Source organism: Pseudomonas sp. AC172, assembly GCF_979258595.1.
On sequence record NZ_OZ409868.1, the window covers coordinates 5,093,600 to 5,110,715 of the forward strand.

Sequence of the window (17,116 nt, forward strand, 5' to 3'; positions counted from 1 at the left end):
GAGTGCCTACGCCGACCATGAGCTAGCCAGCTCAAATGTCCGCCTCAGGCAACATCCAGTGAAAGTTCGCCCTTAAAACTGTCCGACCAACGCCCTCTCCCCAGACTACGCTTCAAAAACCCGCAGGAAGCGGCTCCCGATTCAGCTCAAGGAACGACCATGTCCCTCTCCATCGTCCACAGCCGCGCCCAGATTGGCGTGGAAGCCCCCGCTGTCTCTGTCGAAGTCCATCTGGCCAACGGCCTGCCGTCGCTGACCATGGTCGGGCTGCCCGAGGCGGCGGTGAAGGAGAGCAAGGACCGGGTGCGCAGCGCGATCATCAATTCCGGGCTGCAGTTTCCGGCGCGGCGGATCACCTTGAATCTGGCGCCGGCGGATTTGCCCAAGGATGGCGGGCGGTTTGATCTGGCGATTGCCTTGGGGATTCTGTCGGCGAGTGTGCAGGTGCCGTGTCTGACGCTGGATGAGGTGGAATGTCTGGGGGAGCTGGCGTTGTCCGGCGCAGTACGAGCGGTGCGCGGGGTGTTGCCGGCAGCGTTGGCGGCGCGCAAAGCGGGTCGTGCGCTGGTGGTGCCGCGGGCGAATGCCGAGGAGGCGTGTCTGGCTTCGGGGTTGAAGGTGTTTGCGGTGGATCATTTGCTGGAGGCGGTGGCGCATTTCAATGGGCATACGCCGGTTGAACCCTATGTCTCCGACGGGCTGATGCATGCCAGCAAGCCTTATCCCGACTTGAATGAAGTGCAGGGGCAAGTGGCGGCGAAACGAGCGTTGCTGATTGCCGCTGCGGGGGCGCATAACCTGTTGTTCAGCGGGCCGCCGGGGACCGGAAAAACGCTGTTGGCTAGTAGACTGCCTGGGCTGTTGCCGCCGCTGGCCGAGAGTGAAGCACTGGAGGTGGCGGCGATTCAGTCCGTCGCCAGTGGCGCACCGCTGACCCATTGGCCGCAGCGTCCCTTCCGTCAACCGCACCACTCCGCCTCCGGGCCTGCACTGGTGGGTGGCAGTTCGAAACCGCAACCCGGCGAAATCACCTTGGCCCATCACGGTGTGTTGTTTCTCGACGAACTGCCGGAGTTCGATCGCAAAGTTCTGGAGGTTTTACGGGAGCCTTTGGAGTCGGGATTCATCGTGATCGCCCGGGCCAAGGATCGCGTGCGTTTTCCCGCGCGGTTTCAGTTGGTGGCGGCGATGAACCCCTGCCCCTGTGGATATCTGGGCGAGCCGAGTGGCAAGTGCTCGTGCACACCGGACATGGTGCAGCGCTATCGCAACAAGCTGTCTGGACCGTTACTGGACCGGATTGATCTGCACCTGACGGTGGCGCGGGAGGCGACGGCCTTGAATCCGGCAATTAAACCCGGCGAGGACAGCGCCAGCGCCGCAGCACTGGTAGCCGAGGCTCGCGAACGACAGCAAAAGCGTCAAGGCTGCGCCAACGCATTTCTCGATCTGCCGGGCTTGAAGCGACACTGCAAGTTATCCACAGTCGACGAAGCCTGGCTGGAGTCGGCCTGTGAGCGTTTGACACTATCGCTGCGTTCAGCGCATCGCCTGCTCAAAGTCGCCCGAACCCTGGCAGACCTTGAGCAAGTCGATGCAATCAAACGCGAACACTTGGCCGAGGCGCTGCAATATCGGCCGGCGACACCTTAATGCTCGGTCAGATCCACCAGTGGCGTCTGCCGCACTTCAGTTTCGCGCCCAGCCTGAATCTCGGTCACACGCTTCAAGGCGTTATCCACAGCGCCCTTGTCTGCAAGCAGGCTGTAGCTGATCTGGAACTGTTTGTGTTCCTTGGGTGCAATGGTCGGCACCAGATTCAGCGGACGCTGATAGCGACGGTTGTAGGAAAAACTGGTGCCCGGTTCCAGCCCCGTGACATAACCCTGACCTTGGGTATCGGTGTTTTTCCACAGGGAAAACACCGGCAACTGCCGGGTATTGAAGCCAACGGAAACACCGAGGCTGCCGGCTTTATTGTGCAAAACCGTCAGGGTTTCGTCTTTGGCGTCGGCATAGGGCACGACGTTGTAGACGGTTTCGTCGTAGTCCTTGGTCGGCGCGCGATAAGTCTGCCAGTCAGCCAGATCGGCCTTGGCCTTGTCGTTGAACGGCGACACCTGTTTTACCGGCGCAGCAAAATGGGCGCCCTGCTCGAGGAACGGCGTACTGAAGTTACTGTGGTACAGCGCCTGGTATTCCTTTGGATAGTCGCCGTTGTTGGTCAGCGTATCGTTGAGTGCAAAGCGCACGCTGCCAGGTTCGGTGACCAGCTCAGTGACGACCGAGAAGTCGACTTTCTTGAAGGCCTGCTCTTTCAGCTCGCCGCGCAGACTGATGGCATAGGGCGGTTTTTCGTCAATGTGCAGAGTGACGGTGCTGGCCGGGATGTTGGCAGCGCGCCCGTGCAGGGTCAGCAGTTCACCATTGTCGATACCGGGATGGCCAACCCATTCGTAACCGCAGCGGGCGACCAGCTCGTTGAAGCCCTCCAGCCAACCCAGCCCACCACGCCCGTTGAGCTCGATAAAGGCCGGGTTGACCACGTCCTTGACCGGCGAATCCCAGCCCATGCGCACGTTGCCGACAGAGGCCTGCAAGACATTCATGCCTCGGGTCGGCACCACCGAGAGTTTCATTGTGCCGTTATCGATATCAACGATGCTGACGCCTTCCTGCCGGCCACCGTGCAAGGTACGCAGGCTTACGGAGAAGGGTTTATCGGTTTTCACACCGAGCTGTTCATTGGTGATGGTCCAGTTTTGCGCGGGTTTGTTGGTGTCGAGAAGGACGTAATCCCAGGCCATGGCGTGGGAAGCAGCAGAGAATGCGCCGAGGGCGACGGCGAGTTTGAGCGGGGTCATGGCAGTAGCCTTTATTGGAGTTGTGCCATTTTTATAGCGCTGCGGAAACGTTTCAGCAAGTAGAGATGAGAGACATATAGGGTGATCTGCCATGGATCGGCGGTGTTGCCTTCGCGAGCAAGCTCGCTCCCACAAGATTTTAGGTTGCTCACACGATTTGTGAGCGACCCCGGAAACTGTGGGAGCGAGCTTGCTCGCGAAAGCTATTTCAGGCACACATCAACGAAAGCGATCAACCTCGGAGCGCAGATCCGCCGCCAGCTTCTCCAGCTCTTTCGCCGTCACCGCCAGGTTCGATACAACCTCACGCTGCTCACTGTTGGCCAGCGCAATGCTCTGCAAATTACTACTCAACAACGTCGCAGTGCTGCTCTGTTCCTGAGTCGCCGTGGTAATCGCCGCAAACTGCTGCCCCGCCGAACGGCTCTGCTCGTCAATACGCGCCAGCGCCGACGCGACATTGGCGTTGCGCGACAAGCCTTCCTGCATCAGCACATTGCCCTGCTCCATGGTGCTGATGGCGTTGCCGGTTTCCTGCTGGATGCTGTGGATCATGCTGGAAATTTCATCAGTCGCCTGACGGGTACGCGAAGCCAGGCTGCGCACTTCATCGGCTACCACGGCAAAGCCGCGACCTTGTTCGCCGGCGCGAGCCGCTTCGATCGCTGCGTTCAGCGCCAGCAAGTTGGTTTGCTCGGCAATCGAAGTAATCACGCCAACGATGCCGCCGATTTCCTGAGAACGCTGACCGAGGGTGTTGATCACGGTGGCGGTGCTGTTCAGGGCGCCAGCGATTTGCTCCAGCGAGGACGACGCTTCTTCCATCGAGCTGCGGCCAATCTGGGTTTGCTGGGCGTTTTCCTGCGCCAGACGCTGAGTTGCGCCCATGTTGTCGGCAATGTTCAGCGAGGTCGCGCTGAACTCTTCCACCGCGCCGGCCATGCTGGTGATTTCGCCGGACTGCTGCTCCATGCCTTCGTACGCGCCACCGGACAGGCCAGACAAGGCTTGAGCACGGCTGTTGACCTCTTCCGAAGAGCGGCGGATGTGCTCGACCATGGTCGACAGCGCCTGACTCATCTGGTTGAACGCGCGGGACAGCTGACCGATTTCGTCGTTGCTCGACACGTTCAGGCGCACGCTGAGATCGCCGGCACCCAAGGCTTCCGCCTGACGGACCAGATCGCTCAGTGGCGCCAGTTTGCTACGCAGCAACCAGACTACGGAACCGACCGCCAGCAGCATCGCCAACAGGCTGCCAATGGCCAGTTGCGTACCGACGCTCCAGGTTACCGCACGGATCTCGGCTTTCGGCATGCTCGCCACTACCGACCACGGGCCACCGTCGAACGGCACGGCAACGCTGTAGAAATCTTCGGACTTATCGCCCCAGAACTGACCTTTGCCCGGCGTTTTCGCCAGACCGCTGATCACCGGAATCGCTTGATCCAGCGCCTGCACGCCAGCCGGCGGTACCAGCCATTTGTTCTGCTCATCCAGCAGTGCCAGGGAGCCTGTCTGGCCAATACGGAAACGCTTGAGGTTATCGAACTGGGCGTTCTGTGCGTCGGTGTAATCGAAGCCGACGAACAACACTGCAATCACTTTGCCGCTGCCATCGCGCACCGGGGTGTATTGGGTCATGTAGGAACGCTCGAACAACAAGGCGCGACCAACGTAGCTCTGCCCTGCCATCAGCTTCGCGTAGGCCGGGTGCGCGTGATCGAGCAAGGTGCCGATGGCGCGCGTGCCGTCCTGTTTGGTCAGCGAGGTGCTGACCCGGACGAAGTCTTCGCCGCTGCGCACGAACAGCGTGGCGACACCGGCGGTCATCTGCTTGAACTCGTCGACTTCCTTGAAGTTGTTGTTCAGCACTTCGCTGCCCAGGTGCAAACCCGGGGTCTGGGTGCCTGCCACCGTTACCGGCTCACTCGGGTGAATGCTCAAACCCGCGCTGAAGCGCTTCTCGAACAACCCGCTCAAGCGCTGGGTGCTTTCACGCAGCGTGCCGTGGAAGGTACTCAGTTGGTCGGCCAACAGCCGCGCCTCACTGGCCAGATGCTCTTCACGGGTGGCGAGGTTGGCCGAATCCAGCGAACGCAGGGCGAACACTGTACTGCCACTGATGACAATCGCCAGTATCACGGCGAGCGCGAGGCCCAGCTGCGAGGCGATCCGAGCGCGAGGTTGAGACATGGACAGCTCCTGGCCGAGCCACGGGATCCTCCTTGATCTCGACTCGGATAATTTTCTAATAGTGGGGGTGAATCGTGGAGACCGGCACGACGGTTCCACTTGCTCATAGTCGGCGGTGAAACCGAATACTTGAGCGCGCAACGTGGGTATGGCGCAAGGCCGCCATTGTGGCGGCTCGAACGTTTCAGCTCAAGCGCGCAACCGCCGGCAGCTCCATGGCGCGGACTTCGCCTTGCAGGAAGTCGCTGAGACGACGCAAACGTTCACCTCCCGGACGGGTTTTTGGCCACACCAGGTAATAATTCAATCCGCTGGCGACCGCCGTTGGCCACGGCAGGCTCAGTCTTCCTTGTGCCACGTCTTCGGCAACCATCAACAAATCGCCCATCGACACGCCGTAGCCGCGCGCCGCCGCGATCATGCCCAGTTCGAGGGTATCGAACACCTGTCCGCCCTTCAGCGACACCTGATCTGACAGCCCCATGTGTTCCAGCCAACTTCGCCAGTCACGCCGATCCGGGGTCGGATGGAGCAATTCGGTGGACGCCAGCCGGGCCAGATCCCACGGTTGATCGTTGAGCAGGTTCGGCGCACCCACGGGAATAAGCTCTTCAGGAAAGAGCAGACTGGCCTCCCAGTCCGGCGGAAAATGCCCGTCACTCAACAGCACTGCGCAATCGAACGGTTCATCGTTGAAGTCCACCGAATCGACATCCATCCAGGCGCTGGTCAGTTGCACTTCGTTGCCCGGCTGCAAGTGACGGAAACGACTAAGCCGCGCCAGTAGCCAGCGCATAGTCAAGGTCGACGGCGCCTTCATGCGCAGAATGTCGTCTTCGGCACGCAAGGTATTGCAGGCTCGTTCCAGAGCAGTGAAGCCTTCGCGGATACCGGGCAACAGCAGGCGGGCCGCTTCGGTGAGTTGCAGATTGCGCCCGCTGCGATGGAACAGCCGGCAAGCGAAATGATCTTCCAGGGTTCGAATATGCCGACTGACCGCACTCTGGGTGATCGACAACTCTTCCGCCGCACGGGTGAACGAGCTATGCCGCGCTGCCGCTTCAAATGCGCGCAGGGCATACAAGGGAGGAAGACGACGAGACATACAGAAAGCTCCTATAGCGGGATGCAGCCAGTCTGACAAAATCTGCTCAAGATGAGTTTTAATCATGCCACCCATCCTTTTTATCCCTTTGTGCAACGCCTGCCAAGCGCCGAGAATCGACGGTCTCCTGTTCCCTCTGAAATCGAGTGGTGATGACCATGCAGCATCCTGTGCGTACCGAACTCTGGGCCATCCTGCGGCTGGCAGGGCCGTTGATCGCTTCACAGTTGGCGCACATGTTGATGGTGCTGACTGACACTTTAATGATGGCGCGCCTGAGTCCGGAAGCGCTGGCCGGTGGCGGTCTCGGCGCGGCGAGCTATTCGTTCGTATCGATTTTCTGCATCGGTGTGATTGCGGCGGTGGGCACCTTGGTGGCGATTCGCAAGGGCGCCGGCGACATCATCGGCGCCGCACGGCTGACTCAGGCCGGTCTGTGGCTGGCGTGGCTGATGGCGCTGGGCGCCGGGTTGCTGCTGTGGAACCTGAAACCGGTGTTGCTGCTGTTCGGCCAGACCGAAACCAACGTCAACGCCGCCGGGCAATTCCTGATTGCCCTGCCCTTCGCCCTGCCCGGCTACCTGAGCTTCATGGCCCTGCGCGGTTTCACCAGTGCGATTGGCCGGGCGACACCAGTGATGGTGATCAGCCTCGCCGGCACGGTGGCCAACTTCCTGCTCAATTACGCGCTGATCACCGGCATGTTCGGTCTGCCGAAAATGGGCCTGACGGGGATCGGCCTGGTCACGGCAATTGTTGCCAACTGCATGGCATTGGCGCTGGCTTGGCATATCCGTCGGCATCCAGCGTATGACGCTTATCCGCTGCGCGCGGGCCTGTCGCGGCCGAATCGGCAGTACCTGAAAGAGTTGTGGCGCCTCGGCCTGCCAATCGGCGGCACCTACGCAGTGGAAGTCGGTTTGTTCGCCTTCGCGGCACTGTGCATGGGCACCATGGGCAGCACGCAACTGGGCGCACACCAGATTGCCCTGCAAATCGTCTCGGTCGCATTCATGGTGCCGGCGGGCATGTCGTACGCGATCACCATGCGCGTCGGCCAGCATTACGGTGCCGGGCAATTGAGCGATGCGCGGATGTCCGGGCGGGTCGGCATCGTCTTTGGCGCCGTGGTGATGCTGGGTTTTGCACTGGTTTTCTGGTTGCTGCCAAATCAGTTGGTCGGGTTATTCCTTGATCACAATGATCCGGTGTTTGCCGAAGTGATTCGTTTGGCGGTGAGCCTGCTGGCCGTGGCGGCATGGTTCGAGCTCTTCGACGGCACGCAGACGATTGCCATGGGCTGTATTCGCGGGCTCAAGGATGCGAAAACCACGTTTCTGGTCGGGCTTGGTTGCTATTGGCTGATTGGTGCGCCGGCAGCGTGGTGGATGGCGTTCCACTTGAACTGGGGGCCGACAGGCGTCTGGTGGGGTTTGGCGCTAGGCCTGGCGTGTGCGGCGGTGAGTTTGACGCTGGCGTTTGAATGGAAAATGAAGCGGATGATTCGGTTGGAGCCTGTTACATCACGCTTTGAGGTCGTTGGTGCGGATTAAGAACAAAACGGCAGCTACTACAGGGATCGGTGTAGGAGCTGCCGCAGGCTGCGATCTTTTAAACGGCCTCCACAGAAACCTGTTGGCTTGAGCCAAACGTCAGGTATTCAACCAGTTCCGCCAACGGCAACGGCCGGCTGATCAGGTAACCCTGCACCTGATCGCAGCCAAACCCGCGCAGCAGTTCCAGTTGCTCCGGGGTTTCCACGCCTTCGGCTACCACTTCCAGATGCAGGTTGTGCGCAAGATTGATCATCGCGTGCACCAGTTTACGGTTCTCTTCGCGCTGCTCCATGCCACCGACGAAACTCTTGTCGATCTTCAGCAGCGTGATCGGCAAGCTGTTGAGGTGCACGAACGACGAGAACCCGGTACCGAAATCATCCAGCGAGAAGCGCACGCCGAGGCGGCCGAGGGCATCCATGGTTTGCTTGACCAGATCACTACGACGCATTACCGCCGTTTCAGTCAGTTCGAATTCCAGCCACTGCGCTTCTACACCGCGCTCGGCGATCAGGCGGCTGAGCGTCGGCAACAATTGGCTGTCCTGAAACTGGCGGAACGACAGGTTGATCGCCATGTGCAGCGCCGGCAGTCCGCGTTCACGCAACGCCTGCATGTCGCGCAGGGCGCGGGAAATCACCCAGTAACCCAGCGGCACAATCAAGCCGCTCTGCTCGGCCAACGGCACGAACTCGCTCGGCGGCAGCAAACCACGTTCGCCGTGACGCCAGCGCACCAACGCTTCGAGGCCGACAATCTGCCCATCCTCAAGATTCAGGCGTGGCTGGTAATGCAGTTCCAGCTCATCGCGACGCAACGCCCGGCGCAGCTCGCTTTCGAGGTCGGCCATGCTCCGCGCGTTGCGGTTGATCCGTTCGTTGAAGATATGAAAAGTGCAGCCCTGGGTGCTCTTGGCCTGCTGCATGGCGATGTGTGCATGCCACATCAGCGGGTCAGCGCCGCCCTGCGCGCGGGCGTGGGCAATGCCGAGGCTGGAACCGATCAACAGGCTCTCTCCATCGACCCAATACGGTTCGGACAAGGCTTCGGTGATGCGTTCGGCCATCCACTCGGCGCGCTGCGGCGCACGGCGCGTGTCGATCAGCAGAGCGAATTCGTCGCTGCCCAGCCGCGCCAGTTGATCACCGGCCTCCAGCTGACTTTTCAGCCGCGCAACGACTTGCAAGATCAAGCGATCGCCCGCCTGATGACCAAGCGCATCGTTGGCATGCCGGAAGTTATCGAGATCAAGATGCCCAAGGGCCAGCCCGCGACCATCACTTTCAGCGAGGCGCGCGGCGAGCAAGGTCTGGAAACCCTGGCGATTGGCGATGCCGGTCAGCGGATCCTGTTCGGCAAGGCGTTGCAGGGTGTTTTCGAGAACGCCGCGTTCGCGCACATGGCGCAGGCAACGGCGCAGCATGCCGGCGTCGAGGGCGTCGAACACCAGCCAGTCACTGACGCCAACCGGCGCGGTGTCCGGTTCATGTTCCAGCAGCAATACCGTCGGCAGGCTGCAACGGCCCGGTGCCGGTTGCAATGCCGGAAGGGTCAACAACACCGCATTGCGGTTGTCTTCGAACAAACTGCTGACCGACTTCCAGCTCGGCGCGCTGATCAGCACCGCCGCGCTCCCCAACGGAGCCAGACACTCGCGCAATAACGCTGTCCACGCTGGCTCTTCGGCCAGTAGCAGCAAACGCAAGGGTTCGACAGGCGTAGACAAGCTAGCTCCCTAGACTCTGCAAAGATGTGGGCGGGGCATTATGCCGTTGCGATGTTCAATGACCAAATGACAACGGTTATCAAAACGTTATTTTGTGTCACGAATGAGAACATTAGCCGCAAAATCACCGCGCATCCTCCGCGAAAGTAACAAAACCGGCAAATTTGAATCGCGTGGTACGTCACAAGTCGGAGAGAGCAGCACAATTCTCTGAGCCTGTTAAAATGCCGGCCCATTTCGTCAACGACTCCCGAATTTTCGTATGTCCCGACTCAATCCCCGGCAGCAAGAAGCCGTGAACTACGTCGGCGGCCCTCTATTGGTGCTCGCCGGTGCTGGCTCCGGCAAGACCAGCGTGATCACGCGCAAGATCGCGCACCTGATCCAGAACTGCGGCATCCGCGCCCAGTACATCGTCGCCATGACCTTTACCAACAAGGCCGCGCGCGAGATGAAAGAGCGGGTCGGCACCTTGCTGCGGGCCGGCGAAGGTCGCGGTCTGACCGTCTGCACGTTCCACAACCTCGGTCTGAACATCATCCGCAAGGAACACGCGCGGCTGGGCTACAAGCCAGGTTTCTCGATCTTTGACGAGACCGATGTAAAAGCACTGATGACCGACATCATGCAGAAGGAATACGCGGGCGAAGACGGCGTCGACGAGATCAAGAACATGATCGGCGCCTGGAAAAACGACCTGATCCTGCCGCCGCAGGCGCTGGAGAACGCGCGCAATCCCAAGGAACAGACCGCCGCCATCGTCTACACCCACTATCAGCGCACGCTGAAAGCGTTCAACGCCGTGGACTTCGACGACCTGATCCTGCTACCGGTAAAACTCTTCGAAGAACACGCCGACATTCTCGAAAAGTGGCAGAACAAGGTGCGTTACCTGCTGGTCGACGAATACCAGGACACCAACGCCAGCCAATATTTGCTGGTGAAAATGCTTATCGGCAAGCGCAACCAGTTCACCGTGGTGGGCGACGACGACCAGTCGATCTACGCCTGGCGCGGCGCGCGGCCGGAAAACCTGATGCTGCTCAAGGACGACTATCCGTCCTTGAAAGTGGTGATGCTCGAGCAGAACTACCGCTCGACGAGTCGTATCCTGCGTTGCGCCAACGTGCTGATCTCGAACAACCCGCACGAATTCGAAAAGCAGCTGTGGAGCGAGATGGGCCACGGCGACGAGATCCGCGTGATCCGCTGCCGCAACGAAGACGCCGAAGCCGAGCGCGTGGCCATGGAAATCCTCAGCCTGCACTTGCGCACCGACCGTCCGTACAGCGATTTCGCGATCCTTTATCGCGGTAACTATCAGGCCAAGCTGATCGAGCTGAAATTGCAGCATCATCAGGTGCCGTATCGCCTGAGCGGTGGCAACAGCTTCTTCGGCCGTCAGGAAGTGAAAGACCTGATGGCCTACTTCCGCCTGATCGTCAACCCGGATGACGACAACGCCTTCCTGCGGGTGATCAACGTGCCGCGCCGGGAAATCGGCTCGACCACGCTGGAAAAACTCGGCAACTACGCCACTGAACGCAAAATCTCGATGTACGCTGCCACCGATGAAATCGGTCTGGGCGAGCATCTGGACAGCCGCTTCACCGATCGCCTGTCGCGCTTCAAGCGCTTCATGGACAAGGTCCGCGAGCAGTGCGCCGGCGAAGACCCGATCTCGGCACTGCGCAGCATGGTCATGGACATCGACTACGAGAACTGGCTGCGCACCAACAGCTCCAGCGACAAGGCGGCCGATTACCGGATGAGCAACGTCTGGTTCCTGATCGAGGCGTTGAAAAACACCCTCGAGAAGGACGAAGAAGGCGAAATGACCGTCGAGGACGCCATCGGCAAACTGGTCCTGCGCGACATGCTCGAACGTCAGCAGGAAGAGGAAGACGGCGCCGAAGGCGTGCAGATGATGACCCTGCATGCGTCCAAGGGTCTGGAATTCCCTTACGTGTTCATCATGGGCATGGAAGAGGAAATCCTCCCGCACCGTTCCAGCATCGAAGCCGACACCATCGAAGAAGAACGCCGCCTGGCCTACGTGGGCATCACCCGCGCGCGCCAGACCCTGGCGTTCACCTTCGCCGCCAAGCGCAAGCAGTACGGCGAGATCATCGACTGCGCGCCGAGCCGCTTCCTCGATGAGCTGCCGCCGGACGATCTGGCCTGGGAAGGCAATGACGACACACCGACCGAAGTCAAAGTCGTGCGCGGCAATAGCGCATTGGCTGATATACGCGCGATGTTAAAGCGCTAGAATTGACCACTTTTTTTACTAGACCTTCGGCGCACAAAGCGCCAAAAGAGGACAGCTTCATGGAAGCATTGCACCAGAAAATCCGCGAACAAGGCATTGTGCTTTCCGACCAGGTCCTGAAGGTCGACGCCTTCCTGAACCACCAGATCGACCCGGCCCTGATGAAGCTGATCGGCGACGAATTCGCCTCGCTCTTCAAGGACTCGGGCATCACCAAGATCGTCACCATCGAAGCCTCGGGCATCGCCCCGGCGATCATGACGGGTCTGAATCTCGGCGTGCCGGTGATCTTCGCCCGCAAGCAACAGTCCCTGACTCTGACTGAAAACCTGCTGTCGGCGACCGTTTACTCGTTCACCAAAAAGACCGAAAGCACCGTGGCCATCTCCCCGCGCCACCTGACCAGCAGCGACCGCGTGCTGATCATCGACGACTTCCTGGCCAACGGTAAGGCGTCGCAAGCGCTGATCTCGATCATCAAACAGGCCGGCGCGACCGTTGCCGGTCTGGGCATCGTCATCGAGAAGTCGTTCCAGGGCGGCCGCGCCGAGCTGGACTCTCAGGGCTACCGCGTTGAATCGCTGGCCCGGGTGAAATCGCTGACGGGTGGCGTCGTTACCTTCATCGAGTAAACCAGCCACACCGCAATACCCTGTGGGAGCGAGCCTGCTCGCGAATGCTTTGGGTCAGTCGACATCTTGGTCGACTGATACACCGCTTTCGCGAGCAGGCTCGCTCCCACAGTGGGTTTTGCGGTGTGCAGTTACTGCGCGGTGGCTTTGAGGCCGGTGAGGAGCAAGCGCTGGAAGAGGTCTTCTCTCAGGCCTTCCGGGTTGGTGAGTTGCATGCGCTCAAGGTGCTCGGGGTACAGCGATGCCTCGGGGGCGTCGAGGGCGGCTTTGCCGAGTTCGAGGATTTCGGTGAGCTTGAACTTGCTCTTCAGCCAGTTCAGCGCCCGCAGCAGATCCCGTTCGATCGCGGTGAAATCACAGCCCAGCGGATACTCCGGAAACAGGTTCGGATGGCGCGCGGCGATGGCCTGCAAACGCTGCGGGGTGTTGTCGGCAAAGCGTGGATCGAGACGGAAATCCTTGGGCAGTTTGCCGACCTTTTGCGCTTGCTCGATCAAACCCTGCTGGAAACGCGAGTCGCTGATGTTCAGCAGCGACTCGATCACCACTGCGTCGGATTTACCGCGCAGATCGGCAATGCCGTACTCGGTCACGACAATGTCGCGCAGATGCCGGGGGATCGTGCAGTGGCCGTATTCCCAGACGATGTTGGAACTGACATCGCCACCGGATTCACGCCAGCTGCGCAGGATCAGAATCGAACGGGCATCGTGCAGCGCATGCCCCTGCGCAACGAAGTTGTACTGCCCACCGACACCGCTGAGCACTCGGCCGTCTTCCAGTTGATCCGCCACGCCAGCGCCAAGCAGGGTCATGGTGAACACGGTGTTGATGAATCGCGCGTCGAGGCGCTGTAAACGCTTGAGTTCTTCCTGCCCGTAGAGCTCGTTGATGTAGCTGATGCGGGTCATGTTGAATTCGAGGCGTTTGCTCTGTGGTAACTCCCGCAGGCGCTCGTAGAAACTGCGCGGGCCGAGGAAAAAACCGCCGTGCACCGAGATGCCGTCAGTTTGCGCGGCTTCGTCGAGAGTGCCGGCGTTGGCCTGCTCCTGCGTCGGCACATCAGGGTAGACCTTGCGCCGAATGATCCCGGCATCCGCCAATACCAGCAGGCCGTTGACGAACATCTCGCTGCAACCGTAGAGGCCTTTGGCAAACGGCCCGGTGCCGCCTTCGCGCTCGATCAGTTGCGCCCATTGGCTGAGGTTGATGTCATGCAGCAAGGCCAGGTAACCGGCGTTATCCGCCTGACGTGCGAGCAGCGCGGCTGTCAGTGCATCACCCATCGAGCCGATGCCGATCTGTAACGTGCCGCCGTCACGCACCAGCGTACTCGCGTGCACACCAATGAAATGATCCTGAAACCCTACCGGCATGTTCGGCGTGGAAAACAGCGTGCTGCTGTCCTTCTCGTCGATCAGCAGGTCGAAGGTGTCGATGTCGACTTCGGCATCGCCCGGCATGTACGGCAGATCCGTGTGCACCTGGCCGACCAGCAGAATGGTCTCGCCCGCATCGCGGCGCTTGGCGATCATCGGCAACAGGTCAAGGGTGATGTCCGGGTTGCAGCTCAGGCTCAGGCGATCGGGATGGTCGCTGCTGCTGGCAAGCAATTGCGCCACCAGGTTCAGCCCGGCGGCGTTGATGTCGCGGGCGGCGTGACTGTAGTTGCTGCTGACGTAATCCTGCTGGGCCGGCGCGCTGTTGAGCAGGCTGCCGGGCTGCATGAAAAACTGTTCGATACGGATGTTGGCGGGCAGGCTATCGCGGTGCAGGTCGGCGAGGAAATCGAACTCCGGGTAATCACCGAAGACGCGCTCGACAAAGGGCTCGATAAAGCGCTTCTGCAAGCCATCGCCCAGTGCAGGGCGACCTAGACACAGCGCGGTGTAAATCGTCAGTTGCCGCTCGGGCAGCGCTTTGATTCGCCGGTACAGCGCGTTGACGAAGTGATTGGGCTTGCCCAACCCCAGCGGCATGCCCATGTGGATGTGCGCAGGCAAACGCGCCAGCACGTCGTCCACTGCCTGTTCGATCGAACACAACTGCACCATCTGAAGCCTCCTGCCCGTTCCGTGAATAGGGGTAGACCGAGATTGCCTTGAGTTTGCTGCAATGAACAGCTTCAGAGTGAACGTGCGCTGTTCGTGAAATCCTTTTCCTACTCGAAATTGTTGCCCTCACCCTAGCCCTCTCCCGGAGGGAGAGGGGACTGAATGGGGGATATTGGAGAGGTACGCCGACTTGAACGTGATGTACCGAATCCATAGTCGCTACGGTCTGTCAGGTCGATGTAGAGCGTAAGACACCTCGGTCGGCTCCCTCTCCCTCTGGGAGAGGGCTGGGGTGAGGGCTCTTGAATCGCAGGCACAAAAAAACCGTCCGAAGACGGTTTTTTTCGTCAGAAGCGCGCCTTACTTCAGGCCGGACATCTTCTGGATCGCGCCCTTCAACTCGTCGTCCGAGCAATCGGCGCAGGTGCCTTTCGGTGGCATCGCGTTAAGGCCGGTGATGGCCTTGGCCAGCAGACCATCAAGACCGCCCTGATGGTCAGCACGGTCTTTCCACGCGGCGGCATCACCAATTTTCGGCGCCCCCAACAAGCCCGTGCCATGGCAAGCGTTGCAATGTTTGGCAATCACTTCGTCCGGAGTCTTCGCACCGCCACCGCCGCCGGCAGTTGCCGCCACTTCCATCCCCTTGCATTCCTGCCCTTGAACACACACCTGGCCGACAGGCTCGAGGCGTTTGGCAATGTCGTCATTCGTCGCAGCTTGAGCGCTGACAGCCCAGAGGGCCAATACGGTTGCTGGTGCAGCCAGCATTTTCATAATTAGATTCACGCGTTCACCCTCAATGGTGGCTATTCACGCCTGCGGCCACGGTTCGCAGGCGGGCGGAAGTATAGCGGGTAGCCCGTCACACTGAAACAACCCCATAGTCGAAGGGGTTATACCGCACGGTAGAAAAACTGTCCGGATGCCTTTGCCATCATGGCTTGGCACCTCTTTGTTAAAAATTCGCCGGCGTGGCTGCGCTGATTAGTCGCGCAGGCAAGTCGAACGGATTACGGAAACGATGCGGCTTGGTACTTTCAAAGTAGTAGCTGTCGCCGGCTTCGAGAATAAAAGTTTCCAGACCCACCACCAGTTCCAGACGACCTTCCACCAGAATCCCGGTTTCTTCGCCTTCATGGGTGAGCATTTCTTCGCCAGTGTCGGCACCCGGTGGGTAGATTTCGTTGAGGAAGGCGATGGCGCGGCTGGGGTGCGCGCGGCCGACCAGTTTCATGGTCACGGCGCCGTCGGAAATGTCGATCAGCTCGTTGGCCTTGTAGACGATCTGGGTCGGGACTTCCTGCAGGATTTCTTCGGAAAAGAACTCAACCATGGACATGGGAATGCCGCCCAGTACCTTTCTCAGCGAACTGATCGAAGGACTGACGCTGTTCTTTTCGATCATCGAAATGGTGCTGTTGGTGACGCCCGCGCGTTTGGCGAGTTCACGCTGGGAAAGCCCTTTGAGCTTGCGGATCGATTGCAGTCGTTCACCGACGTCCAAGGCGGGAGCCTCCTGATGTTGTAAGAATATTGAGCGTTATCATGGCGACAGCGTTCAGTATTTACAACACTTGGCCCCCGCAGCGGCCTTAACCCTCGGAATAGAGCCTTGGCACTCGACGAAGGTTGCAGAAAATCTGGTACGGAATGGTGTCAGCCCACTGCGCCACTTCGCTGGCGAGAATGTTTTTGCCCCACAATTCGACGGTAGAACCGAGGTCGGCTTCCGGCACATCCGTCAGATCAATGCAAAGCATGTCCATCGACACGCGCCCGAGGATGCGGCTGCGCTTGCCAGCCACCAAAACCGGCGTGCCGGTCGGCGCCTGACGCGGGTAGCCATCGGCGTAACCCATGGCGACCACGCCGATGCGCATCGGTTTGTCAGTGATGAATTTGGCACCGTAGCCGATCGGCTCGCCAGCGGGCAGTTCACGAACGCAGATGACTTTCGACTCCAGGGTCATCACCGGTTGCAGGCGATCAGCCACGGCGTTGGCTTCTTCGAACGGGGTTGCGCCGTAGAGCATGATGCCCGGGCGCACCCAGTCGCTGTGAATCTGTGGCCAACCGAGCACGGCCGGCGAGTTGCGCAGGCTGACTTCAGCGGCCAGGCCCTGACGCGCCGCTTCGAACACCGCTACCTGATCGGCGCTGCTCTGTTCGTGCAACTCATCGGCGCGGGCGAAGTGACTCATCAAGACGATTTTCGCCACTTTGCCACTGGCCAGCAGACGCTGATAAGCCGCCAGATAATCCTTAGGATGCAGGCCAACGCGGTGCATGCCCGAATCGAGCTTCAGCCACACGGTGATCGGCTTGCTCAGGGCTGCTTGTTCGATCGCTTCGAGCTGCCACAGCGAATGCACTACGGTCCAGAAATCATGCTCGACGATCAGCGCCAGCTCATCGGCTTCGAAGATGCCTTCGAGCAACAATACCGGGGCCTTGATGCCGGCCGCGCGCAACTCCAAGGCTTCCTCGATGCAGGCGACGGCAAAACCATCGGCCTTGGCTTCCAGCGCCTGCGCGCAACGCACTGCGCCATGGCCGTAGGCATCCGCCTTGATCACCGCTAACGCCTTGGCGCCGGTGACTTCTCGGGCAATTCGGTAGTTGTGGCGCAGGGCTTCTAGGTCGATCAGGGCACGGGCAGGACGCATGGCGGCAGACTTCTAGGCGGTCATGGGAAGAAAAACCGGCGC

At 60.1% G+C, this 17,116-nt stretch carries 12 protein-coding genes; 4 read left to right on the top strand and 8 right to left on the bottom strand.

All coding sequences use genetic code 11. The features are described from left to right. Positions 1-159 precede the first annotated feature (159 nt). Positions 160-1,653 (top strand): YifB family Mg chelatase-like AAA ATPase, encoded by a 1,494-nt coding sequence (locus ACZ0A4_RS23110; RefSeq protein WP_463576483.1) that lies wholly within the window; start codon positions 160-162, stop codon positions 1,651-1,653. Here the strand turns inward: ACZ0A4_RS23110 and ACZ0A4_RS23115 are convergent. The 3 genes from ACZ0A4_RS23115 to ACZ0A4_RS23125 all read right to left on the bottom strand — a co-directional run bounded on the left by ACZ0A4_RS23115 (position 1,650) and on the right by ACZ0A4_RS23125 (position 6,165). Continuing rightward, the gene (locus ACZ0A4_RS23115) at positions 1,650-2,864 is read right to left on the bottom strand and encodes an aldose 1-epimerase family protein (RefSeq protein ID WP_463576484.1); all 1,215 of its coding nucleotides are present in this window, start codon (positions 2,862-2,864) and stop codon (positions 1,650-1,652) included. The genes ACZ0A4_RS23110 and ACZ0A4_RS23115 overlap by 4 nt on opposite strands. A 219-nt stretch (positions 2,865-3,083) precedes the next feature. After that, the gene (locus ACZ0A4_RS23120; RefSeq protein ID WP_463398363.1) at positions 3,084-5,060 is read right to left on the bottom strand and encodes a methyl-accepting chemotaxis protein; all 1,977 of its coding nucleotides are present in this window, start codon (positions 5,058-5,060) and stop codon (positions 3,084-3,086) included. Between the two features lie 184 nt (positions 5,061-5,244). Continuing rightward, positions 5,245-6,165 (bottom strand): LysR substrate-binding domain-containing protein, encoded by a 921-nt coding sequence (locus ACZ0A4_RS23125; protein WP_034152038.1) that lies wholly within the window; start codon positions 6,163-6,165, stop codon positions 5,245-5,247. Between the two features lie 158 nt (positions 6,166-6,323). Between ACZ0A4_RS23125 and ACZ0A4_RS23130 the strand changes: the two genes are divergently transcribed. After that, positions 6,324-7,718, top strand: a complete 1,395-nt coding sequence (locus ACZ0A4_RS23130) for a NorM family multidrug efflux MATE transporter (RefSeq protein WP_463576485.1) — start codon at positions 6,324-6,326, stop codon at positions 7,716-7,718. Positions 7,719-7,776: 58 nt separating this feature from the next. Here the strand turns inward: ACZ0A4_RS23130 and ACZ0A4_RS23135 are convergent, their stop codons facing one another. Next, positions 7,777-9,447 carry a putative bifunctional diguanylate cyclase/phosphodiesterase gene (locus ACZ0A4_RS23135; RefSeq protein WP_463576486.1) on the bottom strand — a complete coding sequence of 557 codons (1,671 nt, stop codon included), beginning with the start codon at positions 9,445-9,447 and terminating at the stop codon, positions 7,777-7,779. 262 nt (positions 9,448-9,709) lie between these two features. Between ACZ0A4_RS23135 and rep the strand changes: the two genes are divergently transcribed. Continuing rightward, on the top strand, positions 9,710-11,719 hold the full coding sequence (gene rep, locus ACZ0A4_RS23140; protein WP_064116415.1) for a DNA helicase Rep: 2,010 nt from the start codon (positions 9,710-9,712) through the stop codon (positions 11,717-11,719). A gap of 59 nt (positions 11,720-11,778) precedes the next feature. Next, a complete protein-coding gene (locus ACZ0A4_RS23145) occupies positions 11,779-12,351 on the top strand; it encodes a xanthine phosphoribosyltransferase (RefSeq protein WP_102901445.1) in 573 nt (190 codons plus the stop codon). A 131-nt stretch (positions 12,352-12,482) separates the two neighbouring features. On the opposite strand, the gene ACZ0A4_RS23150 is transcribed toward ACZ0A4_RS23145, so the two are convergent. The 4 genes from ACZ0A4_RS23150 to alr form a co-directional block, all read right to left on the bottom strand. Beyond that, a complete protein-coding gene (locus tag ACZ0A4_RS23150) occupies positions 12,483-14,405 on the bottom strand; it encodes an acetyl-CoA hydrolase/transferase C-terminal domain-containing protein (RefSeq protein ID WP_463576487.1) in 1,923 nt (640 codons plus the stop codon). Between the two features lie 360 nt (positions 14,406-14,765). Continuing rightward, a complete protein-coding gene (locus ACZ0A4_RS23155; protein ID WP_053125000.1) occupies positions 14,766-15,182 on the bottom strand; it encodes a c-type cytochrome in 417 nt (138 codons plus the stop codon). 181 nt (positions 15,183-15,363) lie between these two features. Then, on the bottom strand, positions 15,364-15,912 hold the full coding sequence (locus ACZ0A4_RS23160; protein WP_008086779.1) for a cupin domain-containing protein: 549 nt from the start codon (positions 15,910-15,912) through the stop codon (positions 15,364-15,366). Positions 15,913-16,000: 88 nt separating this feature from the next. Beyond that, entirely contained in the window at positions 16,001-17,074 is a 1,074-nt protein-coding gene (gene alr / locus ACZ0A4_RS23165) for an alanine racemase (RefSeq protein WP_463576488.1), read from the bottom strand. Positions 17,075-17,116: the final 42 nt, after the last annotated feature.

Bases quoted from the DNA above. Each gene is read 5' to 3' on its own strand.
- ACZ0A4_RS23110 (WP_463576483.1), top strand. From the start codon at position 160: ATGTCCCTCTCCATCGTCCACAGCCGCGCCCAGATTGGCGTGGAAGCC.
- ACZ0A4_RS23115 (WP_463576484.1), bottom strand. From the start codon at position 2,864: ATGACCCCGCTCAAACTCGCCGTCGCCCTCGGCGCATTCTCTGCTGCT.
- ACZ0A4_RS23120 (WP_463398363.1), bottom strand. From the start codon at position 5,060: ATGTCTCAACCTCGCGCTCGGATCGCCTCGCAGCTGGGCCTCGCGCTC.
- ACZ0A4_RS23125 (WP_034152038.1), bottom strand. From the start codon at position 6,165: ATGTCTCGTCGTCTTCCTCCCTTGTATGCCCTGCGCGCATTTGAAGCG.
- ACZ0A4_RS23130 (WP_463576485.1), top strand. From the start codon at position 6,324: ATGCAGCATCCTGTGCGTACCGAACTCTGGGCCATCCTGCGGCTGGCA.
- rep (WP_064116415.1), top strand. From the start codon at position 9,710: ATGTCCCGACTCAATCCCCGGCAGCAAGAAGCCGTGAACTACGTCGGC.
- ACZ0A4_RS23145 (WP_102901445.1), top strand. From the start codon at position 11,779: ATGGAAGCATTGCACCAGAAAATCCGCGAACAAGGCATTGTGCTTTCC.
- ACZ0A4_RS23150 (WP_463576487.1), bottom strand. From the start codon at position 14,405: ATGGTGCAGTTGTGTTCGATCGAACAGGCAGTGGACGACGTGCTGGCG.
- ACZ0A4_RS23155 (WP_053125000.1), bottom strand. From the start codon at position 15,182: ATGAAAATGCTGGCTGCACCAGCAACCGTATTGGCCCTCTGGGCTGTC.
- alr (WP_463576488.1), bottom strand. From the start codon at position 17,074: ATGCGTCCTGCCCGTGCCCTGATCGACCTAGAAGCCCTGCGCCACAAC.